Genomic DNA, 23,099 nt, shown 5'->3' with positions numbered 1-23,099 from the left:
ACGTCGAATACCCCGGCAGGAGTGTGAGGAGAAGGCGGCGAGCGATGCCGCCTTCTCCAAGGTCTTGGAAGGTTGTGTTGTGTCGTGTCGTGGATCAGATCAGGAGCCCTGACCGCCGCACTTGTTGGTCTTGGTGTTCCAGTTGCCGCACTTCTTGCCGACCCAATCGCCGATCAGGTCCTTGGAGCCTTCGAGCTCCTTCGACCACGCGTCGCCGGCCACCAGGCCCGGGGTCTTCCAGACCACGTCAAACTGGCCGTTGCCCTTGATCTCGCCGATGAACACCGGCTTGGTGATGTGATGGTTCGGCAGCATCTTGGCCACGCCGCCGGTCAGGTTCGGCGTCTCGATCCCCGGGAGCGCGTCGATCACCTTGTCCGGATCGGTCGATCCGGCCTTCTCGACCGCCTTCACCCACATGTTGAAGCCGATGTAGTGCGCCTCCATCGGATCGTTGGTCACGCGCTTCGGGTTCTTGGTGTAGGCCTGCCACTCCTTGATGAACTTCTCGTTCGCAGGGGTCTTGATCGACTCGAAGTAGTTCCAGGCGGCGAGATGGCCGAGCAGCGGCTTGGTGTCGATGCCGGCGAGCTCTTCTTCGCCGACCGAGAAGGCCACGACCGGAATGTCGGTCGCCTTGATGCCCTGGTTGCCGAGTTCCTTGTAGAACGGAACATTGGCGTCGCCGTTGATGGTGGAGACCACCGCGGTCTTCTTGCCGGCCGAGCCGAAGGTCTTGATCTTGGAAACTTCGGTCTGCCAGTCGGAGAAGCCGAACGGCGTGTAGTTGATCATGATGTCCTCGGGCGCAACGCCCTTCGACTTCAGATAGGCCTCGAGGATCTTGTTGGTGGTGCGCGGATAGACGTAGTCGGTGCCTTCAAGCACCCAGCGCTTCACCTTCTCTTCCTTCATCAGGTAGTCGACGGCGGGGATCGCCTGCTGGTTCGGCGCTGCGCCCGTGTAGAACACGTTGCGCTCGGACTCTTCGCCTTCGTACTGCACGGGGTAGAACAGGATGTTGTTCAGCTCCTTGAACACCGGGAGCACGGATTTGCGGGAGACCGAGGTCCAGCAGCCGAACACGACCGCGACCTTGTCCTTGGTGATCAGTTCACGCGCCTTCTCGGCAAACAGCGGCCAGTTCGAGGCGGGGTCGACCACGACAGCCTCGAGCTTCTTGCCGAGCACGCCGCCCTTCTTGTTCTGCTCGTCGATCAGGAAAAGGATCGTGTCCTTCAGCGTGGTTTCGCTGATGGCCATGGTGCCGGAGAGCGAATGGAGAACGCCAACCTTGATGGTGTCGTCGGCCGCTTGCGCGGGCGAGAACGGCGAGGACGCAGCCAGACCCAAAACCAGGCCGGCAGTCGCCGCGAGAGCGCGGCGACGGGTCATCGTCGCTATATCGTGAGTAAGCTGAGTAAGCATGAAATGTCATCTCCCTGACGCAGGCGTGAACGCTGCGAACGGCCGTCTGGCCGCCTGCGGTTAAGAGAATCGCAAGAACCGTGCCACGGTCCGGATGCCAATTAAGCCAATGAACTGACTAGATAATTCCTCGAATTCCGGAGAAATACGGAATTCGACTGCTCAATCATTGGGCGACCCGAATGTATGCCGAAAGAGCAGTCTGGTTATTTTCTGAGCATAATTGGTGTTTTGGCTAAATTTCCGGCATGGGTCTGTGACAATCTGCGCGACGATCGGGCGGTTCCCTGATCCCACATACGCAACACCTTGAAACCGCCGCGTTCCTGGTCCATATGACCGCCGTGCCCGCGAGAATCGCGGAGCCCCGCGAGCTGCGTGTTCCAAGCCGTCCCAACGGCTTCTGGCTCGCCTTATCAGCCAACCAAGCTAGATGCCCTAGACACGCGGGTGTCCCAACGCCCTCGTGCGCTCCTGGCGATACCAGCCGGGACGACGACTGCCTTTATGGAAAGAACGCCCTTTTGACCTCCTTTCAGGATTTCGGCCTCGCCGATCCCATCGCCCGCGCGCTTCGAGAAGAAAACTATCTCACGCCGACCCCCATCCAGGCCCAGACCATCCCGCTCGCGCTTGCCGGCCGTGACGTCGTCGGCATCGCCCAGACCGGCACCGGCAAGACCGCGTCCTTCGCGCTGCCGATCCTGCATCGGCTGCTCGAGAACCGCGTCCGGCCGCAGCCCAAGAGCTGCCGCGTGCTGGTGCTCTCCCCCACCCGCGAGCTGTCCGGGCAGATCCTCGACAGTTTCAATGCCTATGGCCGCCACATCCGCCTCTCCTCGGCGCTTGCGATCGGCGGCGTGCCGATGGGTCGCCAGGTCCGTTCCGTGATGCAAGGCGTCGAGGTGCTGGTGGCCACTCCCGGCCGCCTGCTCGACCTCGTGCAGAGCAACGGACTGAAGCTCAATCAGGTCGAGTTCCTGGTGCTCGATGAAGCCGACCGCATGCTCGACATGGGCTTCATCAACGACATCCGCAAAATCGTCGCCAAGCTGCCGATCAAGCGGCAGACGCTGTTCTTCTCGGCCACCATGCCCAAGGACATCGCCGAGCTCGCCGAGGCGATGCTGCGCGATCCCGCCCGCGTGGCGGTGACGCCGGTGTCCTCGACCGCCGACCGGATCACCCAGCGCGCGATCCAGGTCGATTTCACCGCCAAGCCCGCGGTGCTGGCACAATTGCTGAAGCAGGAACCGGTCAACCGCGCCCTGGTCTTTACCCGCACCAAGCATGGCGCCGACAAGGTGGTGAAAAGCCTTGCCAAGGCCGGGATCGAGGCCAACGCCATCCACGGCAACAAGTCGCAGAACCACCGCGAGCGCACGCTGGCGGCGTTCCGTTCCGGCGAAATCCGCACGCTGGTGGCGACCGACATCGCCGCCCGCGGCATCGATGTCGACGGCATCAGCCATGTCGTGAACTACGACCTGCCCAACATCCCGGAAACCTACGTCCACCGCATCGGCCGCACGGCGCGTGCCGGCGCCGACGGGGTCGCGATCTCGCTGATCGCGGGCGCCGAGGAAATGGGCTATCTGCGCGATATCGAGCGGTTGATCCGTATTGCCGTGCCGCGGGAAGACCGCCGCACGCCGGGCAATCGCGACGCCGCCGCGCCGGCGCAGGCGACCCAGCCGCACCGGGGCGGCCGCTCTGCGTCACGCGCGCATAATGTCCGTGGGAATGAGGGCGCTCCAGGTGCAAAAGGGCCTCGCCGCCGCCGCCGTCGAGGTGGTAATAATGGCGCGCCGCAGACGGGCCGGGGCGAGTCGCCTCGTCCGTCGCAGGCCGGCAACAGCGAAAGCATGCAGGGCGTCGCCTTCTTGCACCGCGAAAGCCGGCCGAAACCGCAACCCAACCGCAACAAGCAACCACAGCACTAGCCGTCGCTCGATCTGGAGAAACACATGGCTAAGGAAGAGCTGATCCAGTTCGAAGGACTGGTGACCGAAATCCTCCCCGACGCTCGCTACCGGGTGCAACTCGATGCCGGGCACGAGATCGTCGCCTACACCGCCGGCAAGATGAAGAAGAACCGGATCAAGACGCTGGCCGGCGACCGCGTCACGATCGAAATGTCGCCCTACGACCTCGAAAAGGGCCGGCTGATTTTCCGCCACAAGGACGAGCGCCCGAGCTCGCCGGGCGGCCCGCCGCGGGGCGGTCAGCAACGCGGCGGTCAGTTCCGCCGCCGCTGAACGAAACTTTGCAACTGTTGCGCGCATGACATCCTGGTGTCCTGCGCAACAATTGGCCGGCGGCTCGCCGGCCAAAAAATCGCGCACGTCAGGATTGTTTTGAACCGTTCTATCGAATAATATCCGGTATCGATTTTCGGCCGGACGACATTAGCTATTACCGGTACAGCCGGTTCAGACGCTGACGACCCTTCCAAAAATTCGATCTCACCACCCCGCCAACCAGCGGGTTTTGAACTGTCTATCTGAGAAGGGACTACCCACGTGAGCATGGGAACCGTGAAGTGGTTTAACGCGACCAAGGGTTACGGCTTCATCCAGCCGGATGAAGGCGGGAACGACGTGTTCGTGCACATCAGTGCTGTCGAGCGCGCCGGCCTTGGCACTCTGCGTGAAGGCCAGAAGATCTCCTACGAGATCGTGGCTGACCGCCGTTCCGGCAAATCCTCGGCCGACAATCTCCGCGCCGCTGGATAAGCCGATTTCCCGCGAGCGCTAAGCTCCAGGAAATTGCGTCAAGACAACGAAGGCCGCATCCTCGGATGCGGCCTTTTTGTTTTGATTGCGCTTGTTTTGATTGCGAGCGAGCCGCCGCGTCGGCGGCCTATGTGGTCGGACAGTTCTGCGATGTTCCGGAGCTCGGCGGCGGATAGTACACGCAGGTCGATTGGCGCGGGCGCGTATAGGCGACGTCGCTAAGGTTGATGCCGCCTTTCGCCATCACGTAGCCGACCGTCGGTTTGTAGTTGTAGCTCACCTCGCTGAGGATCAGATAGGTGAATGGAATCAGCAGCGCGGGCGGAACGATGGGGGTTACGGTATCGCCAGGATTGCGGGTCGAGCTCGTCAGGGTCGCCTGCGTGGAGCCGCTGGCGATGACCCCGGACTTGCTCCACTGAATTCTCGCGTTCTTGCTGCCGTCGACGTAGATCTCCGACAATGTGCCCTTGGTGAGCGACGGATCATAGGGCGTCATGATGCCGATGCTGGCACTGAAGAAGTTGGTGAGATCGCTGTCCGCCACCGAGCTCGACTGTGAGGTCAAGTCAGAGAGCGTTCGCGCGATCAACGTCACCTTGCGGTCGACGGCAACGCCGGACGAAAACTCGACGGTGCCGAAGAACATCACCAGCATGACCGGCAGGACCATCGCGAATTCGACGGCGGCAAGCCCGCGCCCGTCGCCGGCGAAGCGGTACAAGCAGAGCGTGATACGTGATATCTGCCGCATGATCCGCATCAGAAGGGCTCGTTCTTGAAGGCTGCGGTCGCCGTCAGCAGCCGCTTGTTGTTGTTCAGGTTGGCGGAGTTGAAGCCGAGTGCGGTCACGAACAGCGGCCATTGATAGAACAGGCGAACCACGACGATGCTGCCGCTGGCACCGATGTTGTACTGCATGGTCGGGAGAAAGTTGCCGCTCGAATCGATCGGCGGAGTGATGTTGACGGAGCCGAACTGGTTCGCGGGGTAACTGCGAACGTCGACATAGATGCCGTTGACGCAATCGAACAAGGCGTTGATCTGGCTACAGACATAGCTCTTGAATTGCGCCTGGGTGCAGGGCGCAGAACAGCCCGTGACCTGGCCGTTCTGTGCCTGACCGGTCATGATCACACGCGCAGAATCCTGCGCCACCGTCTCCAGCACCTGACCGGCGAAGAAGATCATCGCCGTCTCTATGATCGCGAACAGCAATCCGAAGAACAGCGGCGCTATCAGCGCGAATTCGACGGCCGCCGAGCCGCGACGATTGCGGCGGAAGCGATGAAGGAGTTTCAGGGAAAAACGGGCGGGCAACGACATCAACGACCCCAGGTGACTGGCGGCAACAACTAGCGAAGACTCATTGTTGAAGTGTTTCGTCGGATCGAGACAGAGCGACCCGATCCGTCAAGCCAATCTTAACCGTGTTGAAGTGCCGGTCTGGGATCGACGTCCGTAGCTCCGGCGTTGGGGAAACGCCGGACCGAGGACGCATCAGTTTGTCGGCTTGGCCGCAGCGCCCGAGCCGGTCGCCTCGTTGCTCAGCGTGCTGGCCTGCCCCATCGTCGCCTTGAAGTAGCTCTCGCCGTCGCCGAGCGTGACACGACGCTGGCAGACCGGCATGCAGCTGTAGGTCTCGCGATCGATCCCACGATAGACCGTGACGAGCTGGTCAGTCGGGCCTTCGACCTGGATCTGGCGATCCACCAGCACCTGGCCGGTGCGGTCGAGCGCGATGAAATTGGTCGCGCCGTAGCCCTTGCCGGTGACGACGACCACCCCGCCGTTCTGCAAGGTCACGTCGGCGATCAGGGGATTGCCGACGACGATCGTGGCGATGCCCGAGGGCAGCTTGACGAGCTTGGCCTGATCGACATTGACCGCGATCCTGTCCGGATCCGGCGCAGCCGAGGAAATCGCGGGCCACAGCAGCATGGCTGCGGCCAAGGAGATAAATCCGACGCGCGTGACGGCGCGAATACGTTGGGACTGAAACGACATACTCTACCCCGGGACGTTGACAAGCCGGCAAAAGCGATACGCAGCGGACCGGCGCCCGACGCCGCAAATCTAACCGCAATTCATTTAAGAAGAGCAAAAATCGCTCCGCCAATTGCGTGGATGTCCCGACTTCCGGAACGGGTAGCCCCGGCCCGTCGACCGGAACGAAAACGCGCGACGACAGCCCAACCTCATTTCGTCGCGCTCTGCCCGGGTGCGACGACGTCACGCGTCCCGACGCCCGCAGCCAGCAGATGACCCAACCGATTGAAGGGACGCTCGATCAGAGGCTCGATTGATCGAAAGCAATGCCGCGTGCGAGTTGGGTCGCATCGCGGCGAAGTCTACCGGGCCAACGTGTCCGGCATCGGCGCCGCGCGGCGAAGCACAAGCACGATGAGCATCGCCGTCAGCAGCGGGGCGAACCGGCCCGTGGTAAAGAGCAGCGGCGGGCTGACGATCGGCACGAGCCAGATCATGAGCATCACCGTCCAGCACCACATCGGTTGCGTGCGGCCTTGCGTCATCAGCCAGTACACACCCGCAACCACCAGCAGGAGCTGATCATAGGGCCCGGAATGCGGCGCGGCGAGCAGGGTCGCCGCCAGGAATACGGCCGTCTTCTGCGTCGGGCTCAACTGCGAGCGGAAGGCGAGAACGACCGAGACAGCAGCGCCAATCATCGCAGCAAGCTGGATTGCCGAGGCCAGCGCCGGCGGAGCGCCGAGCAGGCTGACGCAGGTGTAGACGCTGTTGCCCCACATGCGGCCGTACTCGATCCATTTCGCATCGGGCCTGACCAGATTGTCGATCATGACGGGATACCAGCGCAGCCACAGATCCCATCCGAAGATCAGGCCGCTCGCAACGGCCATCGCGAGCGCGGACAGGCCGGCCGCCCAGAGCGCGCGCCACCGCCCGGCCGCGATCAGCGCCAACGGGACCAGAATGCAGAATTGCGGCTTGAACGTCAGCAGCCCCAACGCCAGCCCGCCCAGGACCGGGCGCTTCTCGAGAGATCCCAGGCCGGCGACGATCAGCGCGACGACCAGAAACGCGACCTGACCATCGATCACATTGATCGCCGATGCCGGGCACAACAGGACCATCGCCAGGAGGATCCCCGGAGAGGGCGAACCCGCCGCATTCGCTCGCAGCGTGACCGCCATCAGGCCGGCGCTCGCAGCCTGGAACGCCAGATAGGAGCCAAAGAACCCGAGGGAGGCGAACGGTAGAAGCAGCATGAGAAAGCTTGGCGGATAGGCCCACGGCCGGAAAGCCAACGGCTTGGAGAGCCAGTCCGCAAACGCCGTGTTGAGGAAGCCGGTAAACCGGTCGCCGTCGAAGATCAGCGGCGCGTTGCCATCGAGGACCGAACGGATCGCGCCGTAGAAGACCATCCAGTCGGTGCCCAGCGTATTGTAGTCGAGCCCGATCCGGCCTGGATAGGAAATGGTCGTGGCCAGGATGACCCAGACATAGACCGACATCCCGATGCCGCTCACGAGCACGGCCCAAGGCGGCCGCAGGATGCCTTGCCGGCCATCGGTGATAGCACCTGCCAAGCTCATGCCCGATCCTGTCGAACGGAGAAGCGCCGGTCAATTGGCGGTGCGTACATGCACCACCGCGTAGTCATCGGCATAGACACGCTGCCAGCCGCCGGTCCGGTCCAGCAGTTTCGCGGCAGGCGTCGCAGGCTCGAGCATCACTGCATCGATGTCATAGGTGCGGAGCAGATCCATGAAGCGGCCGACATCCTTGAGCTGCAGCGCGCGATAGTAATCGATGTCGAACGTCTCGCCATACAGCTCGGCGCGCCCATCGATGAACACCGGCACCTGCCGCCAGATCAGGTAGCCGCCGAACGGAAGGTCGTTGAGCACCCGCTTGACATTGTGCGCCTTCAGCACGTCGACTGCGGCCGCCGGCGACTGGAGAGGCGGCGGCGCGATGCTCTCGCTCCTGGCAACCGCCCAGGTCGCGCCGCAGAGCAGCACCAGCAGCGCCATGGCCGGCGCAGCCTTCAGCCGGACAGCGCCCGCCGCCCGCAAGCCGAACCGGGACGCCACCGGCGTGAGCACGGCCAGCGGCAGGAGCAGCGCGAAGATCTCGACGTTCCTGACATGGGCCAGCGCCATGTAGAGCAGGCCGAGCACCAAGGCGATCCGCGGCGGCGGCAGCCGCACGCCGGCATAGAGCGCGGCACCGATCAGGGCGAGAACAGACAGCTCGAATGGGCCGACGCGACCGAAATCCGCCGGCATCCATTCCCCGATGAGATGCAGCAGCTCACCGAGACCGAGAATCTTCAGCGAAGCCTGGATCGCGCCCCAGCCATAGGGCGTCACGCAGCAGGCCGCGAGCGCGCCGATCCCGAAAGCGATCCAGCGCAGCGCCAGCATCGGCCGCCGTGCCGGCTCGGCATTCCAGACAGCATCGAGCGCGAATGCACCGACCAGCACCAGACCGAACAGGAAGCCGCCGTGCAGATTGGCCCACAGCGCAATCAGCAGCGGCAGCCAGAACGAGGGCGCCTCGCGGCGTTCGCTGGCGACCATCAGGCTGTTGGTCCAGGCGATCATGACCGGCAGCACCAGCACGTGCGGACGGGCCAGCAGATGCTGGGTCGACACCGCCAGCGCGGCGAGCGCGACGACGCTCGCATAGGTTGCCGGCATCCGGCGGCTGAGAATGGCGGTGAGCTGCGCGAACGCAGCGGCGATGCAGATCGCGGCCAGCGCCGCCGGCCCGGTCCAGCCGGCCAGATCGTAGGCTTTCGCGTACAGGACCTGCGAGAGCCAGGACGACGACATCCATGGTTCGCCGGCCCTGGTGAACGAGTAGATATCGACCGACGGCACCGCGCCATGGTCGAGGATCCAGCGGCCCACGGCGATCTGCCAGTAGGTGTCGGAATCGGCGAGCAGCTTGCTGCCGGTCAGCAGCAGCAGCGCATAGACGCCGCACCCCACCCACAACCAGGCAGGCACCTCGCCGAGAGCGGAGGCTCTCTCCCGTGGAATGGTTGCGATCTCTGAGCTCATGGCGGCAAACGCCGGATCAACTCATTGACGGAACGGATAGGCCAGTTGTCCGGTGATCTCGGTCGGAATTGCCTTGTCGTCGGCGCCATAGTCCGCAGGCAGCACGTTGTCAGGCATCCGGAACGTTCCGAACAGGATATCCCAGATCGGGAAGGTACCGGCGAAGTTGGTGTCACCGCCCTCATCGACGCTGGTGTGATGCCAGCGATGGAAGACCGGCGTCGCGATCACGTATCTGAAGGGACCGAGCGCCCAGTTCACATTGGCGTGGACGAAGGCCGAGTGGAATGTGGTGAACGGACCGACCCACAGCATGATGTTCGGCGAGATGCCCGCCATCAGCAGGATGACGTCAACCGAGATCGTGCCGATCAGGAGATTGACGGGATGGAAGCGCGCCGCCGAAATCCACTCGAGATCCTCGGATGAATGATGGATCGCATGATACTTCCAGAACCCGCCGCCATGAAACATCCGGTGCAGCCAGTAGAGCATGAAGTCGGAGGCGACCAGGAAGATGATGGCCTGCAGCGCAAGCGGAAGTCTCGACAGCGGACCGTGTCCATTGTCGTAGAACGCGATCAGTTCGTCGGCGCCATGCACGTTGAAGACGGCCGCGGCGCCGACCACCAGCAGGCCGATACGAAACACGCGCGCGAACACCGGCACGAAGAACCAGTAGCAGATGTCGGTGACGAGCTCGCGCTTCTGCCACCATGGCTTGCCGGGATTGCATGCCCAGAAGTGCGTCATCACGGTGAAGACCACCGCCAGCATGAGCGTGATCGGCACGACCTTGATCATTGTCTGGCCGAGCATCGAGATCACTTCGAGAGGCAGCGTGGGCATGACAGCATCTTCCAATGGCAAGTCCTATAGCTAACGACTCGCGCTTAAGGAGCTGTGAATCCCGACCAAACCAGACATCCAGCAACAACGTGCAATTTTCGCGATCGGCTTAATTCCAAATTTACTGTGCGCAACAACTGCGGGTTCGGCCCGATTTTGCGCGATCAAATTAACTGCGCCGCAATTGTCGAAACTTACGGTGCCGCAATGGTCACGGTGCTGAGAACGCCGGCCAGACCAAATGTAGTTCGACCAGCCACGTGTACACAGGAGCAATTTATGAAGAACCTTGTTTCGCGCTTCGTGAAGGATGAGTCCGGCGCGACCGCCATTGAGTATGGTCTCATCGCGACCGGTATCGCAATTGCTATCATCGCCGCGGTCAACGGCGTCGGCAAGGCGCTGTCCACGACCTTCACCTCGATCTCGACCTCGCTCAAGTAAGCAGTTTCCGGCGGGTTCGCAGCAAAGGTCCCGGCGCTCCCGGGGCCTTTGCTATTTGTCCGGGGTCGATCGTCCGTTGCCTTAAAGGGGACGGACGCCCCTTTCCCGATTGTTCACCATTGGCCGCTAGCGTCAGACCTCGACCCCAGCTCCAGCTTGATGGCGTTTCAACCATGATCCTCGACATCGCGCGCTTGATGCTGTTTCCGGCCCTGATGGCCTTCGCGGCGGCGAGCGATCTCCTGACCATGACGATTCCGAACCGGGTCTCGCTGGCGCTGCTCGCCGGCTTCGCGGTGCTGGCGCCGCTGATCGGGATGGGGCCCTACGATATCCTCAATCATATCGGCGCCGGCGCGCTGGTGCTCGTCGTGGCGTTCGGCATGTTTGCGATGGGATGGGTCGGCGGCGGCGACGCCAAGGTCGCGGCGGCGATCGGCCTGTGGTTTGGGTTCGAGCACCTGCTCGAATACCTGGTCCTTGCCTCCCTGTTCGGCGGCGCGCTGACCGTGCTGCTGTTGCAGTTCAGGCTGTGGCCGCTGCCCTACCCGCTCGCCTCCCAGGCCTGGCTCGCCCGCCTGCACGACAAGCAGACCGGCATCCCTTACGGCATCGCGCTCGCGCTGGGTGCATTGCTGGTCTATCCGGAGACGGTCTGGATCAAGGCGATCGACCTCACCCACTTCGCCGCCATGGGTTGAACCTGGGCGCAAGGCGACGGGTAACCACCCGTTAAGGCGATTTAGATACGCCTCATTAACCATGCTTTGACGAATAGCTGGTCAACTCCCATCACGGCGGCGGCAGCGTCGCGGCGTCATGTGGAAAGTGAAGCGTAATGAATACGGCCCGCATTCTGGTCCTGGCTATCGCAGGCTGCGCCGGCCTCGCGGCCCTTTATCTGGCGAGCGGGAGCGACAACAAGCCGGCGCCGGCCACCCCGCCCGTTGCGCAGTTGCCGACAGTCGACATCCTGGTCGCACGATCCGACATCGGTCTCGGTCAGACCGTAAAGCCTGACGACCTGCAATGGCAGACCTGGCCGGCGGCGACCGCCAGCAACACTTTCATGCGCCGGGACACCAACGCCGACGCCATCAAGGACGTCACCGGCTCGATCGCCCGCGCCCCCTTCATCCAGGGCGAACCGATCCGCCAGCAGAAGCTCGTCAAGGCCGACGGAAGCGGCTTCATGGCTGCGATCCTGCCGACCGGCATGCGCGCCGTATCGACCGAAATCTCGCCCGAGACTGCAGCCGGCGGCTTCATTCTGCCGAACGACCGGGTCGACGTCCTGCTGTCCAAGCGGGACAAGAATCCCGACCGCAACGGCCCCGACATCGTCAACTCCGAGGTCATCCTGACCAATGTCCGTGTGCTCGCGATCGATCAGGCTCCGAAGGAAAAGGACGGCGCCAACGCGCTGGTCGGCAAGACCGTGACGCTGGAGCTGAAGCCCGAACAGACCGAGACGCTGGCGCGGGCGCGCCAGAGCGGCACACTGTCGCTCGCGCTGCGCAGCATCGCAGACGTCAACGCAACCGACGTCAATACCGAGGACAACCGCAACAGGCGCGGCGAGACGGTGAACGTCATCCGTTACGGCGTTGCCAGCCAGGCAACGATGCAGAAGTGACGATGAGGACACACGGGATGCAATGCGGGGCAAATCAGCGTACGAGGCGGACCTCGCTGGTCCGCGCCCTGTCGTTTTCGGCGGTCGCCGCGTTCACGCTCAACCCGGCGCTGACGCCGGTGATGGCCAGCGATTATCGCCTCGCGGCGCCGGCAGGAGCCGACGGCCAGATGAACGCGCGCTTCCTGTCGCTCGGCGTCGGCAAGTCCGTGGTGATCGACCTGCCGCGGGACATCAAGGACGTGCTGGTCGCCGATCCCAAGATCGCCAATGCCGTGGTCCGCTCGGCGCAGCGCGCCTACATCATCGGCGCGACGGTCGGCCAGACCAACATCGTGTTCTTCGATGCCGCGGGCCAGCAGATCGCCGCCTACGACATCGCCGTCAAGCGCGACCTCAACGGCATACGCGCCGCGCTGCGCCAGGTGATGCCCAATGCCGATATCCAGGTCGAGGGCATCGGTGACAGCATTATGTTGTCTGGCACCGCATCGAGCCCGATCGAGGCGCAGCAAGCCAATGACATCGCAATGCGGCTGGCCGGCGGCGCCGACAAGGTCGTGAACTCCATCGCGGTTCGCGGCCGCGACCAGGTGATGCTGAAAGTCACCGTCGCCGAGGTCCAACGCTCGATCATCAAGCAACTCGGCATCGACCTGTCCGGCACCCTCAACTACGGTACCGCGGTCGTGAACTTCAACAATGCCAACCCGTTCACGGCAAACAACGCACCCCTGGTGTCGGGCAACGCCATCACCACGTCGTTCGGGTCGACCCCGTCGGTCAAGGCGACGCTGCGCGCCATGGAAAGCGCGGGCGTGGTGCGGACGCTCGCCGAGCCGAACCTGACGGCGATCTCCGGCGAATCGGCGACCTTCATCTCGGGCGGCGAGTTTCCAATCCCCACCGGCGTGACCTGCCAGACATCGACCACCGGCGCGATCGGAAACTGCGTCCAGACCGTCAGCTTCAAGAAGTTCGGCATCTCGCTCAACTTCACCCCGGTCGTGATGTCGGAGGGACGGATCAGCCTGCGCGTGATGACCGAAGTGTCGGAAGTCTCGAGCGAGAACGCACTGACCGGCGGTCAGAACGGAACGACGATTCCCTCGATTAAGACCCGCCGCGCCGAGACCACCCTGGAGATTCCCTCGGGCGGCTCGATGGCGATGGCCGGCCTGATCCAGCAGCAGACCAAGCAGGCGATCAACGGCCTTCCAGGACTGGCGTCGCTGCCCGTGCTCGGCACGCTGTTCCGCAGCCGCGACTTCGTCAACAACCAGACCGAACTGATGGTGCTGGTGACGCCGTATGTCGTCCGCGCGGTGGCCCAGAAGGATCTGTCGCGTCCGGATGACGGCTTCGCCAACGCGTCCGATCCGCAAGCCGACTTGCTCGGCAGCATCAATCGCATCTACGGCGTTCCGGGTCGTACCGAGCCGGCGCGGAATTACCGCGGCACCTACGGCTTCATTACCGACTGAGGCGGGGACGATGACACAAACGACATCCTTGACATCAGCCGATTGGAAGCGCGCCCTTTGTCTCACGGGGGCGTTCGTCGGTCTTGCCGTGACGCTCGGCGCCTGCCAGCACACCAACGACGACAGTCTCGCGATGGTCAACGCGCCGGCCGACTATCGCCAGCGCCATCCGATCGCTGTCACCGAGGCAAATCGCTCGATCGTGGTCTTCGTCGGCCGCAGCCGTGGCGGGCTGACCGCCGAACAGCGCGCCGATGTCATGGGGATGGCGCGGGACTGGATGCGGGACGGCACCGGTGCCGTCACCATCGACCTTCCCGTCGACACCGCGAACGCACGCGCCGCCCAGGAGTCGCTGCACGAGATCCAGGCGACGTTCGCTGCCGCCGGCGTGCCGCCGCGTGGGGTCATCGTCCGCAAATACCACCCCGAGGATCCGCGCCAGATGCCGGCGATCCGAGTCAACTATCCGAGAATGACGGCGGTCGCCGGACCGTGCGGCCTGTGGCCGGAAGACCTCAGCCAGTCGATCCACAACAAGTCCTATATCGAGAACAAGGACTACTACAATTACGGCTGCGCCTATCAACGTAACATGGCCGCCATGATAGCGGAGCCGACGGACCTCGTGCAGCCGCGTGCAGAGACCCCGCCCTACGCACCGCGTCGTAACATCGCCTTCGACAAGTATCGCAAGGGGACCACTACCGCGACAAGCTATCCCGAGTCCGATAAGGCCAAACTCAGCGACACCGGCAAATGATCACTTACGCAAGACAAAACTCCGAAGAGCAGCCGGACGTCACGACGCCGCCCGCGGAGGATCATATTGCGCCGGCACCGCGGGTTTCGGTCCAGGCATTCTGCGAGACGGTCGAGACCGCTGCCGCCGTACAGTCGGCGGCCGAAGATCGCCGGCTGGCCAAAGCCCATCTCAAGATCCAGATGGGCGGGATGGCCGCCGCGATCGAGGCCTATCGCTCGGCGCCGACGCCGAACGTCATCATTCTCGAAACCGAAGGCCGCAATGACGTGCTGGCCGGCCTCGATCAACTCGCCACAGTCTGCGACGCCGGCACCCGCGTGATCGTGATCGGCCGCGTCAACGACGTCACGCTGTATCGCGAACTGGTGCGTCGCGGCGTCAGCGACTATGTGATCGCGCCGGCACATGCGATCGACGTGGTGCGCGCGGTCTGCAACCTGTTCTCGGCACCGGAAGCCAAGGCCGTCGGCCGCATCGTGGCGATCGTCGGGGCTAAGGGCGGCGTCGGTGCCTCGACGATCGCCCATAACGTCGCCTGGGCGATTGCCCGCGACCTCGCGCTGGATTCCGTCGTCGCAGATCTCGATCTCGCTTTCGGCACCGCAGGCCTCAACTACAATCAGGACCCGGCACAAGGCATCGCGGACGCCGTGTTCTCGCCCGACCGTGTCGATACCGCCTTCGTCGACCGCCTGCTCTCGAAATGCACCGACCATCTGAGCCTGCTGGCGGCGCCGGCGACGCTCGACAAGGTCTACGATTTCGGGGCCGAAGCGTTCGACGCGATCTTCGACACGCTGCGCACCACGATGCCCTGCATCGTGCTCGACGTGCCCCACCAATGGTCGGGATGGACCAAGCGAGCGCTGATCGCGGCCGACGATATCCTGATCGTGGCCGCGCCGGACCTTGCCAATCTGCGCAACGCCAAGAACATGTTCGACCTTCTCAAGGCAGCCCGGCCGAACGACCGCGCGCCGTTGTACTGCCTGAACCAAGTCGGCGTGCCGAAGCGGCCGGAGATCGCGGCGAGCGAATTCGCCAAGGCGATCGAGAGCCAGCCGATCGCCACCATTCCGTTCGACCCGCAGATTTTCGGTTCGGCTGCCAACAACGGCCAGATGATCGCGGAAATCTCCGCCAATCACCGCGCGGTCGAGATATTCCTGCAAATGGCGCAGCGGCTGACAGGCCGCGGCGAAACCAAGAAGCCGAGGGGATCGTTCCTGTCACCCCTGCTCGAAAAGTTACGGTCCAAATAGTGGCCCGCGTGGAGTCAAGACGTCGTGTTTGGTAAGCGTAGCGGAAGCGATGTGGATCTGCGGGCACCCAAGCCCGCCTTTCAGACGCCGGAGCCTGCCGGCTCGTCGACCATGTCGCGCGAGTCCGGCGCACCGGCAATACCGTCGCCGCCGCTCGCCCCGTCGAAGCCGGTGCCCGCTCCCGCCATGGAGACCCGCCGCTCCGACAACTACTATCAGGTCAAGGCCACGATCTTCGGCGCCCTGATCGAGGCGATCGACCTCGCCCAACTCGCCAAGCTGGACAGCGAGTCGGCGCGCGAGGAAATCCGCGACATCGTCAACGAGATCATCGCGATCAAGAACATCGTGATGTCGATCGCCGAGCAGGAGGAGCTGCTCGACGACATCTGCAACGACGTGCTCGGCTACGGCCCGCTGGAACCCCTGCTGTCGCGCGACGACATCGCCGACATCATGGTCAACGGTGCTGGCACCGTGTTCATCGAAGTCGGCGGCAAGATCCAGCGCACCGGCATTCGCTTCCGGGACAATCAGCAGCTCCTGAACATCTGCCAGCGCATCGTCAGCCAGGTCGGCCGGCGCGTCGACGAATCCTCGCCGATCTGCGACGCGCGTCTCGCCGACGGCTCCCGCGTCAACGCCATCGTGCCGCCGCTGGCGATCGACGGGCCAGCGCTCACCATCCGCAAATTCAGGAAGGACAAGCTGACGCTGGAGCAGCTCGTCAAGTTTGGCGCGATCACGCCTGAAGGGGCGGCCATCCTGCAGATCATCGGCCGTGTTCGCTGCAACGTGCTGATCTCCGGCGGCACCGGCTCGGGAAAGACCACGCTGCTGAACTGCCTCACCAACTATATCGAGCACGACGAACGCGTCATCACCTGCGAAGACGCCGCCGAACTCCAGCTGCAGCAGCCGCATGTGGTGCGGCTGGAAACCCGCCCACCGAATATCGAAGGCGAGGGCCAGGTCACCATGCGCGAACTGGTCCGCAACTGCCTGCGTATGCGCCCGGAGCGCATCATCGTCGGCGAAGTCCGCGGACCCGAGGCGTTCGACCTGTTGCAGGCGATGAACACCGGTCACGACGGCTCGATGGGCACGCTGCACGCCAACAACCCGCGCGAAGCGCTGTCGCGCTGCGAATCGATGATCACCATGGGCGGCTTCTCGCTGCCCTCCCGCACCATCCGCGAGATGATTTGCGCATCGATCGACGTGATCATCCAGGCCGCGCGCCTGCGCGACGGTTCACGCCGCATCACGCACATCACCGAAGTGATGGGCATGGAAGGCGACACCATCATCACCCAGGATATCTTCCTCTTCGACATGCTCGGGGAAGACGCGAACGGCAAGATCATCGGCCGGCACCGCTCGACCGGCATCGGCCGGCCCAAATTCTGGGAGCGCGCGCGCTACTACAATGAAGAGAAGCGGCTTGCGGCGGCCCTCGATGCCTCCGAAGCCCCGCCGCCGGACTAAGGGGACCGCACGATGCAAATGCAATCCCTTGCCCTGGCCTTCCTCGCCGCCACGACCGTTGGCGGTCTCGCCTGGGTGTTCCTGTATCCCTATCTGTCCGGCGAGAAGAAGGCCGAGTCGCGCCGCGCATCCGTGGCACGTACCGAGCCCACGGCCGCGCGCAGCGGCGAACGCACGCAACGCTCGCGCCGCGAGCAGGTCGAAGGATCGCTGAAGGAACTCGAGGCGCGAAGCCAGAAGGACAAGAAGGTCCCGCTCGGCATGCGCATCTCGCAGGCTGGACTGGAATGGTCCGAGCAGAAGTTCTGGATCATTTCCGGCGTTCTCGGCCTGGTCGGGTTCGGCGCGGCATTCCTGGCCGGCGGCGGCCCGCTCGGTGCAGCCGGCATCGGCTTTGCCATGGGCTTCGGCCTGCCCCGCTGGCTGCTCGGCTTCCTGAAGAAGCGGCGGGAAAAGGCGTTCCTGAAGGCGCTGCCGGATGCTGTCGACGTCATCGTGCGCGGCATCAAGGCCGGCCTGCCGCTGTTCGAATCCATCAAGGTGGTCGCCAGTGACTCGCCGGAACCGCTGCGCAGCGAGTTCCTCGCGATCATCGAAACCCAGGCCATCGGCATGCCGCTCGCCGAGGCCTGCTCCCGGCTCTACGAACGCATGCCGCTGCCGGAAGCGAACTTCTTCGGGATCGTGATCGCAATCCAACAGAAATCCGGCGGCAACCTGTCGGAAGCGCTCGGCAACCTGTCCCGGGTGTTGCGCGACCGCAAGAAGATGGCCGAGAAGATCCAGGCCATGTCGATGGAAGCCAAGGCTTCCGCCGGCATCATCGGCTCGCTTCCGCCAATTGTGATGCTCCTCGTGTTCATCACGACACCGGATTACATCGCACTGTTGTGGACCAATCCGACCGGCCAGCTGATGCTGGTATTCTGCGCCATCTGGATGACGATCGGCGTTCTCGTAATGAAGAAGATGATTAATTTCGATTTCTGACGGTGCAGCATGATCGATTTCCTTGTGACCAAGATCCACGACGTCAGGTTCATGACCATGCTGCTTGCCTTCTTCGCGGCGAGCGCCACGGTCTATACGCTGGTGATGCCGCTGTTCGCCGGCGGCAATCTCAACAAGCGCATGAAGTCCGTCGCCAGCGAGCGTGAACGCATCCGGCAACGCGAACGCGACCGTCTCGCCAAGACGGAAAAGGTGGCGCTGCGGCAGACGCCGAAACAGATCGTCTCCAAGGTGGTGGACGACCTGAACCTCACCAAATGGCTCGCCCAGGAGGCTGCGCTCGAAAAGCTCGTGATGGCGGGCTATCGCGGCCACGCCCCCTACGTCACCTTCCTGTTCGCGCGCGCGGTCGCCCCGATCGTGATGCTGATCGCCGCCATCGTCTACACATTCTTCATCACGGGAGCCAATTGGTCGATCACGCTCAAGATCGGCATCTGCGTCGCGGCGACCTATGCAGGTCTCCAGGCGCCGATGCTGTTCCTGAAGAATGCCATCACCAAGCGTCAGCTCTCGATCAAGCGCGCCTTCCCCGACTCGCTCGACCTGCTGCTGATCTGCATCGAGTCTGGCATGTCGGTCGAAGTCGCCTTTCGCAAGGTCGCCAACGAGATCGCCGGACAGTCGCTTGCGCTGTCGGAGGAGTTCGCGCTGACGACGGCCGAACTCTCCTACCTGCAGGATCGCAAGGCCGCCTATGAGAACTTGGCCCGCCGCACCGGGCTCGAGGGCGTGAAATCGGTGTGCCTCGCTCTGCAGCAGTCCGAACGCTACGGCACGCCGCTCGGTCAGAGCCTGCGCGTGATGGCGCAGGAAAATCGCGACATGCGCATGAACGAGGCCGAGAAAAAGGCAGCGGCGCTGCCGCCCAAGCTGACCGTGCCGATGATCCTGTTCTTCCTGCCCTGTCTGTTCATCGTGATCCTCGGGCCGTCCTACATCAAGATCTCGGCGATCTATTAGGGCATGATCCGGAAAAGTCTGAAGCGGTTTTCCCTCGCGGCAAACGCGTAGCGTTTGCGCGGAGATCATGCTCAAGCAAGAAACTAAGGCGCGATGACGATTCAACCTGATCTCATCGCGCTCTGGGACGCCGGCACACGGATACGAAAACGCCCGGCATTGCCCGGCGTTTTTTAATGGGGCCTGATGTCAGCCTCAGTTGTCGTTCTGGTCGTCCTGGGCGACCACCGGCGCGGATCGCGATGAGATCCGCGGACCGTCCTTGCGGTTCAGCATGTCGCGCAGATAAGCGACATTGGCTTCCGCCTCGGCCGCCGGCAGATCGGCCTTGACGATGCTTTCGGCCTCGGCGAAGCGGCCCTGTAGGCCGACGACGAGCGCAAGGTTTTGCCGGATCCGCCCATCGGCGCGGGCACCGGCATAGGCACGGCGCAGCGTCTCCTCGGCCTTGGGCAGATCCTTGGTCAGCATGTAGGAGAGGCCAAGATTGGACAGCACCGACGGCTCGTCCGGGACGATCCGCAGCGCGCTCGCATAATAGCGGCGCGCCTCCTCGTGCCGGCCCATCTTGTCGAGGGTGGTTCCCTGGACCGACAGGATGCGCCAGTCCGGATTGTCAGGGGTATGCGCGCGGCTCAGCACGTCGAATGCGGTCTGCGAATTGCCGTTGTCGGCGAGCGCACGGCCATAGGCGGCGAGCACCGCCTTGTTGCCGGGATTGGCGATGGTTGCCTGTTCCAGCACCGCGCAAGCCTGCTCGCGCTGGCCGGTGGTCCGCAAGGCCTGGCCGTAGGCGATCGCGATAGCGGCATCCTTCGGATTCTTGCGGTAGCGGTCGCCGTAGAGCTCGACGGAACGGCGCGGATCATCGGACGCCGGTTCCGATCGGGCGGTCAGTGATCCCGTCACGTCGGACATGGTCTGGCAACCGCCGAGACCTGCCGCCAGGACCGTCACAAACGCCGCGGAAGCGAGATACCGGGCAACAAGCCGGCCCAGGTTGGACTGTCGACGCATGGCACTTTGACTCACGAAATCGGGCGAGATGATCGAGCCGAACGCGCCAGCAATAGACTGTTAACCCTAACGCCCGGTTAATTCCCGGTGGAGGGCCTTGCGTCGCCGGGAACCGGCCGCACCCACCTCGGCGAACGGATCTTGGCGGTCTGCCTACCCACGCCGAAGCGCAGCGAGGTTGCGGTCGTGGACACAGGGAGAGCGCCGGAAGAGATGAGCCGATCGGGGCTGCCCGAAAATCCTGTCGCAACTTTTCAGACGCGGCGATCAGCGCGATCGCGCGGCGGATTCACCGACGCTTCTCAGCACCATATCGATCGCGTCCCCGCTCCGGGAAAGCGATGCTTGTCGTGACACCGACCGACAAATGCGATCGAACGACCTGCTACTTGTGATGCTTGCGTAAATATTCGTGCAATGACTCGGTGCCCGTCTCGACGAGCAGCGTCTTCAGCATCATGTCCTTGCGGCGGCCGGCTGCAAAATGCTCGCCATAGGTCTTGCGCAGCGAGCCGACCAGCGTGTTGCCGTGCTTCTTGTCGATGCGGCCCGTCTTGTCGCGGTGCCTGCCGTCGAGACCCTTCTTGGCCATGTCAGCCCTCCCCGGATGCTGCGGCTTGCGGAGCCTACCACAACGGCCGAAAGGCGTGTACTAGCGATGAGCGATGCTACCACGACCGAGCTTGCCAATGCCGTCCGTCTTCGAGAACGCAACCAACGCCATCCCGATCACCTTCGTTACCAAGACGACATGGGACGCGATCCGGAATGAGCTGCCGGCACCGGCGCGTCAATTCGCCGAAGCCAACGGCTTTGCGGCCAAGCCCGGCAAATGCCTGACATTGCCGGCACCCGACGGCGCCATCGTGCAGGTGCTGTTCGGTATCGAGGACGAGAGCCACAAGGCGCGCGATGTGTTCCGGCCGGGCGCGCTGCCCGGTCTGCTGCCGCCGGGCGTCTACCGCTTTGCCAACGCGCCCCATGACATCAGGCTCGCCGCGCTCGGCTGCTACCGCTTCGGCCGCTACCGCAAGAACGAGGCGCCCGATGTGCGGCTCGTGCCGCCCGACGGCATCGATGCCGCCGATATCGCGCGCATGGCGGATGCGGCCGCGCTCGCGCGCGACCTCATCAACACACCGTCCAACGACATGGGCCCAGCCGAGCTTGCGGAAGCCGCGCGCGATCTGGCGGCGCGGTTCGGTGCCAGCTTCAACTGCATCACCGGCGAGGCGCTCGAACAGGGCTTTCCGCTGATCCACGCCGTCGGCATGGCCTCGACGCGTCCGCCACGCCTGATCGATCTGACCTGGGGCGATCCGGCGCATCCGAAGGTGACGCTGGTCGGCAAGGGCGTCTGCTTCGACACCGGCGGGCTCGATCTCAAGCCGTCGAGCGGCATGCTGCTGATGAAAAAGGACATGGGCGGCGCCGCCAACGTGCTGGCGCTGGCGCAGATGGTGATGGACGCCAGGCTGAAGGTGCGGCTGCGCGTGCTGATCCCCGCGGTCGAAAATGCGGTCGCGGGCAACGCGTTCCGTCCGCTCGACATCTTCAAGTCGCGCAAGGGCGTCACCGTCGAGATCGGCAACACCGACGCCGAGGGACGGCTGGTGCTCGCCGACGCGCTGGCGCTGGCCGACGAGGAGACGCCGGATCTCCTGGTCGATCTGGGCACGTTGACCGGCGCGGCACGCGTCGCGCTGGGCCCGGATTTGCCGCCGTTCTACACCAACGATGAGACGCTGGCGTGCGACGTTGCCGCCCACGCGAGGAGCGAGAACGATCCGTTGTGGCGCTTGCCGCTCTGGTCGGCCTATGATGCCTGGCTCGACTCCAAGACCGCGGACATCACCAACGCGCCGTCCGGCGGCTTCGCCGGCTCGATCACCTGCGCGCTGTTCCTGCAGCGCTTTGTCGAGCAGGCGACAAGCTGGCTGCATGTCGACATCTACGGCTGGACGCCCTCGGCAAAACCCGGGCGCCCCGAAGGCGGCGAGTGCCAGGCCGCACGTGCGATCTACAAGCTGTTGAGCCAGCGCTATGCATGACCCGCGCCTGACCCCGGCCCGCGCCGACCTCGCCGCGAAATATCTCGAGGGCAAGGTCAAGGCGGCACGCTTCGTCGAGGGCGAGCAGTTCGAGGTGTTCGAGGCCATCGCGCCGTTGCGCAAGGCGCCCTCCGCCGAGGCCGAGTTGATGACGCAGGCGCTGAAGGGCGAGCGCGTCACGATCTACGACCGCAATGGCGAAGGCTGGGCCTGGGGCCAATTGGTCGACGACGGCTATGTCGGCTGGATTCCCGACGCTGCGCTGATGGACCCCGCGGCCGCGCCGACCCACAGGGTGACGGCGCTGCGCACGCTCGCCTTCCCGGGCCCCTCGATCAAGCTGCCGCCGGCCGACGCGCTGGTGATGGGGACCAAGCTGACCGTGATCCGCGAGGACGGCCCCTTCGCGGTGACCCGCGAAGGCTGGCATCTGCCGCGCCTGCATGTCGGCGCGCTCAATGCGATGGAGCGGGATTTTGTCGCGATCGCCGAGCGCTTTGTCGGCACGCCCTATCTCTGGGGCGGCAAGTCGAGCCTCGGGATCGATTGTTCCGGCCTCGTGCAGGTCGCGCTGACCGCCGCCGGCACCGGCTGCCCGCGCGACAGCGACATGCAGCAGGAGGGACTCGGCCGGGAATTGAGCGCGGCGGAGCAGAAGCACCTGCAGCGCGGCGACCTGATCTTCTGGAAGGGCCATGTCGCGATCGCGCGCGACGCCTCAACCATCGTGCACGCCAACGCGCATCACATGGCAACCGTGATCGAACCCACGCAGGCGGCCATCGCGCGGATCAAGGCTGCGGGGAGCGAAGTCCTGGCGATCAAGCGGCTTTAGCCCTGCCTTGTCATTCCGGGGCACGCGCAGAGCGCGTGAACCCGGAATCCAGAGGTTTTGCGGAAGGAGATCCCGG

23 protein-coding genes are annotated in these 23,099 nt (G+C 64.0%); 14 read left to right on the top strand and 9 right to left on the bottom strand.

Annotation, left to right across the window (positions count from 1 at the left end):
• Window positions 1–99: 99 nt before the first annotated feature.
• Window positions 100–1,428, bottom strand: a complete 1,329-nt coding sequence (gene urtA, locus AS156_RS38780) for an urea ABC transporter substrate-binding protein (RefSeq protein WP_066515694.1) — start codon at window positions 1,426–1,428, stop codon at window positions 100–102.
• Window positions 1,429–1,952: 524 nt separating this feature from the next.
• Here urtA and AS156_RS38775 point away from each other — a divergent pair.
• From AS156_RS38775 to AS156_RS38765, 3 genes are all read left to right on the top strand, one after another.
• A complete protein-coding gene (locus tag AS156_RS38775; RefSeq protein WP_066515691.1) occupies window positions 1,953–3,371 on the top strand; it encodes a DEAD/DEAH box helicase in 1,419 nt (472 codons plus the stop codon).
• 24 nt (window positions 3,372–3,395) lie between these two features.
• A complete protein-coding gene (gene infA / locus AS156_RS38770; protein WP_066515688.1) occupies window positions 3,396–3,686 on the top strand; it encodes a translation initiation factor IF-1 in 291 nt (96 codons plus the stop codon).
• Window positions 3,687–3,950: 264 nt separating this feature from the next.
• Window positions 3,951–4,163 (top strand): cold-shock protein, encoded by a 213-nt coding sequence (locus AS156_RS38765; protein WP_016842648.1) that lies wholly within the window; start codon window positions 3,951–3,953, stop codon window positions 4,161–4,163.
• Window positions 4,164–4,290: 127 nt separating this feature from the next.
• On the opposite strand, the gene AS156_RS38760 is transcribed toward AS156_RS38765, so the two are convergent.
• From AS156_RS38760 to AS156_RS38735, 6 genes are all read right to left on the bottom strand, one after another.
• Window positions 4,291–4,917 carry a TadE/TadG family type IV pilus assembly protein gene (locus tag AS156_RS38760; RefSeq protein WP_136626642.1) on the bottom strand — a complete coding sequence of 209 codons (627 nt, stop codon included), beginning with the start codon at window positions 4,915–4,917 and terminating at the stop codon, window positions 4,291–4,293.
• Between the two features lie 8 nt (window positions 4,918–4,925).
• Entirely contained in the window at window positions 4,926–5,489 is a 564-nt protein-coding gene (locus AS156_RS38755) for a TadE/TadG family type IV pilus assembly protein (RefSeq protein WP_066515682.1), read from the bottom strand.
• Between the two features lie 174 nt (window positions 5,490–5,663).
• On the bottom strand, window positions 5,664–6,170 hold the full coding sequence (locus AS156_RS38750) for a pilus assembly protein N-terminal domain-containing protein (RefSeq protein ID WP_082747971.1): 507 nt from the start codon (window positions 6,168–6,170) through the stop codon (window positions 5,664–5,666).
• Window positions 6,171–6,514: 344 nt separating this feature from the next.
• On the bottom strand, window positions 6,515–7,741 hold the full coding sequence (locus AS156_RS38745) for a glycosyltransferase family 87 protein (RefSeq protein WP_245313254.1): 1,227 nt from the start codon (window positions 7,739–7,741) through the stop codon (window positions 6,515–6,517).
• 30 nt (window positions 7,742–7,771) lie between these two features.
• A complete protein-coding gene (locus AS156_RS38740) occupies window positions 7,772–9,217 on the bottom strand; it encodes a hypothetical protein (RefSeq protein ID WP_066515678.1) in 1,446 nt (481 codons plus the stop codon).
• A gap of 21 nt (window positions 9,218–9,238) precedes the next feature.
• Window positions 9,239–10,066, bottom strand: a complete 828-nt coding sequence (locus AS156_RS38735; RefSeq protein ID WP_066515677.1) for a sterol desaturase family protein — start codon at window positions 10,064–10,066, stop codon at window positions 9,239–9,241.
• Between the two features lie 279 nt (window positions 10,067–10,345).
• Between AS156_RS38735 and AS156_RS38730 the strand changes: the two genes are divergently transcribed.
• From AS156_RS38730 to AS156_RS38690, 9 genes are all read left to right on the top strand, one after another.
• Window positions 10,346–10,510 (top strand): Flp family type IVb pilin, encoded by a 165-nt coding sequence (locus tag AS156_RS38730; protein WP_044587508.1) that lies wholly within the window; start codon window positions 10,346–10,348, stop codon window positions 10,508–10,510.
• A gap of 173 nt (window positions 10,511–10,683) precedes the next feature.
• Complete coding sequence (locus tag AS156_RS38725) at window positions 10,684–11,211, top strand: A24 family peptidase (protein ID WP_066515676.1); 528 nt, start codon at window positions 10,684–10,686, stop codon at window positions 11,209–11,211.
• A 137-nt stretch (window positions 11,212–11,348) separates the two neighbouring features.
• A complete protein-coding gene (gene cpaB / locus AS156_RS38720) occupies window positions 11,349–12,146 on the top strand; it encodes a Flp pilus assembly protein CpaB (protein ID WP_066515675.1) in 798 nt (265 codons plus the stop codon).
• A 17-nt stretch (window positions 12,147–12,163) separates the two neighbouring features.
• Entirely contained in the window at window positions 12,164–13,630 is a 1,467-nt protein-coding gene (locus tag AS156_RS38715) for a type II and III secretion system protein family protein (RefSeq protein ID WP_245313253.1), read from the top strand.
• A 10-nt stretch (window positions 13,631–13,640) separates the two neighbouring features.
• Window positions 13,641–14,393 carry a CpaD family pilus assembly protein gene (locus tag AS156_RS38710; protein ID WP_066515671.1) on the top strand — a complete coding sequence of 251 codons (753 nt, stop codon included), beginning with the start codon at window positions 13,641–13,643 and terminating at the stop codon, window positions 14,391–14,393.
• Entirely contained in the window at window positions 14,390–15,658 is a 1,269-nt protein-coding gene (locus AS156_RS38705; RefSeq protein WP_066515664.1) for a CpaE/TadZ family protein, read from the top strand. The genes AS156_RS38710 and AS156_RS38705 overlap by 4 nt, the downstream gene beginning before the upstream one ends.
• A gap of 24 nt (window positions 15,659–15,682) precedes the next feature.
• On the top strand, window positions 15,683–17,146 hold the full coding sequence (locus AS156_RS38700) for a TadA family conjugal transfer-associated ATPase (RefSeq protein WP_082747970.1): 1,464 nt from the start codon (window positions 15,683–15,685) through the stop codon (window positions 17,144–17,146).
• A 12-nt stretch (window positions 17,147–17,158) separates the two neighbouring features.
• Window positions 17,159–18,136 carry a type II secretion system F family protein gene (locus tag AS156_RS38695; protein ID WP_066515658.1) on the top strand — a complete coding sequence of 326 codons (978 nt, stop codon included), beginning with the start codon at window positions 17,159–17,161 and terminating at the stop codon, window positions 18,134–18,136.
• A gap of 9 nt (window positions 18,137–18,145) precedes the next feature.
• The gene (locus AS156_RS38690) at window positions 18,146–19,120 is read left to right on the top strand and encodes a type II secretion system F family protein (protein ID WP_066515656.1); all 975 of its coding nucleotides are present in this window, start codon (window positions 18,146–18,148) and stop codon (window positions 19,118–19,120) included.
• 195 nt (window positions 19,121–19,315) lie between these two features.
• On the opposite strand, the gene AS156_RS38685 is transcribed toward AS156_RS38690, so the two are convergent.
• A complete protein-coding gene (locus AS156_RS38685; protein ID WP_066515654.1) occupies window positions 19,316–20,137 on the bottom strand; it encodes a tetratricopeptide repeat protein in 822 nt (273 codons plus the stop codon).
• A 385-nt stretch (window positions 20,138–20,522) separates the two neighbouring features.
• Window positions 20,523–20,729 carry a hypothetical protein gene (locus AS156_RS38680; RefSeq protein ID WP_066515651.1) on the bottom strand — a complete coding sequence of 69 codons (207 nt, stop codon included), beginning with the start codon at window positions 20,727–20,729 and terminating at the stop codon, window positions 20,523–20,525.
• Between the two features lie 97 nt (window positions 20,730–20,826).
• Here AS156_RS38680 and AS156_RS38675 point away from each other — a divergent pair, with 97 nt between their 5' ends.
• Together AS156_RS38675 and AS156_RS38670 are read left to right on the top strand one after the other, a co-directional pair.
• A complete protein-coding gene (locus AS156_RS38675; RefSeq protein ID WP_066515649.1) occupies window positions 20,827–22,188 on the top strand; it encodes a leucyl aminopeptidase family protein in 1,362 nt (453 codons plus the stop codon).
• Window positions 22,181–23,023 (top strand): C40 family peptidase, encoded by an 843-nt coding sequence (locus tag AS156_RS38670; RefSeq protein WP_066515647.1) that lies wholly within the window; start codon window positions 22,181–22,183, stop codon window positions 23,021–23,023. The genes AS156_RS38675 and AS156_RS38670 overlap by 8 nt, the downstream gene beginning before the upstream one ends.
• The last annotated feature ends 76 nt before the right edge of the window (window positions 23,024–23,099 follow it).

The organism is Bradyrhizobium macuxiense (genome assembly GCF_001542415.1).
GTDB classification, from domain to species: Bacteria; Pseudomonadota; Alphaproteobacteria; order Rhizobiales; family Xanthobacteraceae; genus Bradyrhizobium; species Bradyrhizobium macuxiense.
Note: the sequence above shows the minus strand (reverse complement) of the source record. Positions and strands in the feature narration are given on the sequence as shown.

Bases quoted from the DNA above. Each gene is read 5' to 3' on its own strand.
- AS156_RS38725 (WP_066515676.1), top strand. From the start codon at position 10,684: ATGATCCTCGACATCGCGCGCTTGATGCTGTTTCCGGCCCTGATGGCC.
- AS156_RS38680 (WP_066515651.1), bottom strand. From the start codon at position 20,729: ATGGCCAAGAAGGGTCTCGACGGCAGGCACCGCGACAAGACGGGCCGC.
- AS156_RS38690 (WP_066515656.1), top strand. From the start codon at position 18,146: ATGATCGATTTCCTTGTGACCAAGATCCACGACGTCAGGTTCATGACC.
- AS156_RS38745 (WP_245313254.1), bottom strand. From the start codon at position 7,741: ATGAGCTTGGCAGGTGCTATCACCGATGGCCGGCAAGGCATCCTGCGG.
- AS156_RS38670 (WP_066515647.1), top strand. From the start codon at position 22,181: ATGCATGACCCGCGCCTGACCCCGGCCCGCGCCGACCTCGCCGCGAAA.
- urtA (WP_066515694.1), bottom strand. From the start codon at position 1,428: ATGCTTACTCAGCTTACTCACGATATAGCGACGATGACCCGTCGCCGC.
- AS156_RS38685 (WP_066515654.1), bottom strand. From the start codon at position 20,137: ATGCGTCGACAGTCCAACCTGGGCCGGCTTGTTGCCCGGTATCTCGCT.
- AS156_RS38710 (WP_066515671.1), top strand. From the start codon at position 13,641: ATGACACAAACGACATCCTTGACATCAGCCGATTGGAAGCGCGCCCTT.
- AS156_RS38735 (WP_066515677.1), bottom strand. From the start codon at position 10,066: ATGCCCACGCTGCCTCTCGAAGTGATCTCGATGCTCGGCCAGACAATG.
- AS156_RS38730 (WP_044587508.1), top strand. From the start codon at position 10,346: ATGAAGAACCTTGTTTCGCGCTTCGTGAAGGATGAGTCCGGCGCGACC.
- AS156_RS38760 (WP_136626642.1), bottom strand. From the start codon at position 4,917: ATGCGGCAGATATCACGTATCACGCTCTGCTTGTACCGCTTCGCCGGC.
- AS156_RS38740 (WP_066515678.1), bottom strand. From the start codon at position 9,217: ATGAGCTCAGAGATCGCAACCATTCCACGGGAGAGAGCCTCCGCTCTC.
- cpaB (WP_066515675.1), top strand. From the start codon at position 11,349: ATGAATACGGCCCGCATTCTGGTCCTGGCTATCGCAGGCTGCGCCGGC.
- AS156_RS38695 (WP_066515658.1), top strand. From the start codon at position 17,159: ATGCAAATGCAATCCCTTGCCCTGGCCTTCCTCGCCGCCACGACCGTT.
- AS156_RS38715 (WP_245313253.1), top strand. From the start codon at position 12,164: ATGCAATGCGGGGCAAATCAGCGTACGAGGCGGACCTCGCTGGTCCGC.
- AS156_RS38755 (WP_066515682.1), bottom strand. From the start codon at position 5,489: ATGTCGTTGCCCGCCCGTTTTTCCCTGAAACTCCTTCATCGCTTCCGC.
- AS156_RS38750 (WP_082747971.1), bottom strand. From the start codon at position 6,170: ATGTCGTTTCAGTCCCAACGTATTCGCGCCGTCACGCGCGTCGGATTT.
- infA (WP_066515688.1), top strand. From the start codon at position 3,396: ATGGCTAAGGAAGAGCTGATCCAGTTCGAAGGACTGGTGACCGAAATC.
- AS156_RS38675 (WP_066515649.1), top strand. From the start codon at position 20,827: ATGCCGTCCGTCTTCGAGAACGCAACCAACGCCATCCCGATCACCTTC.
- AS156_RS38705 (WP_066515664.1), top strand. From the start codon at position 14,390: ATGATCACTTACGCAAGACAAAACTCCGAAGAGCAGCCGGACGTCACG.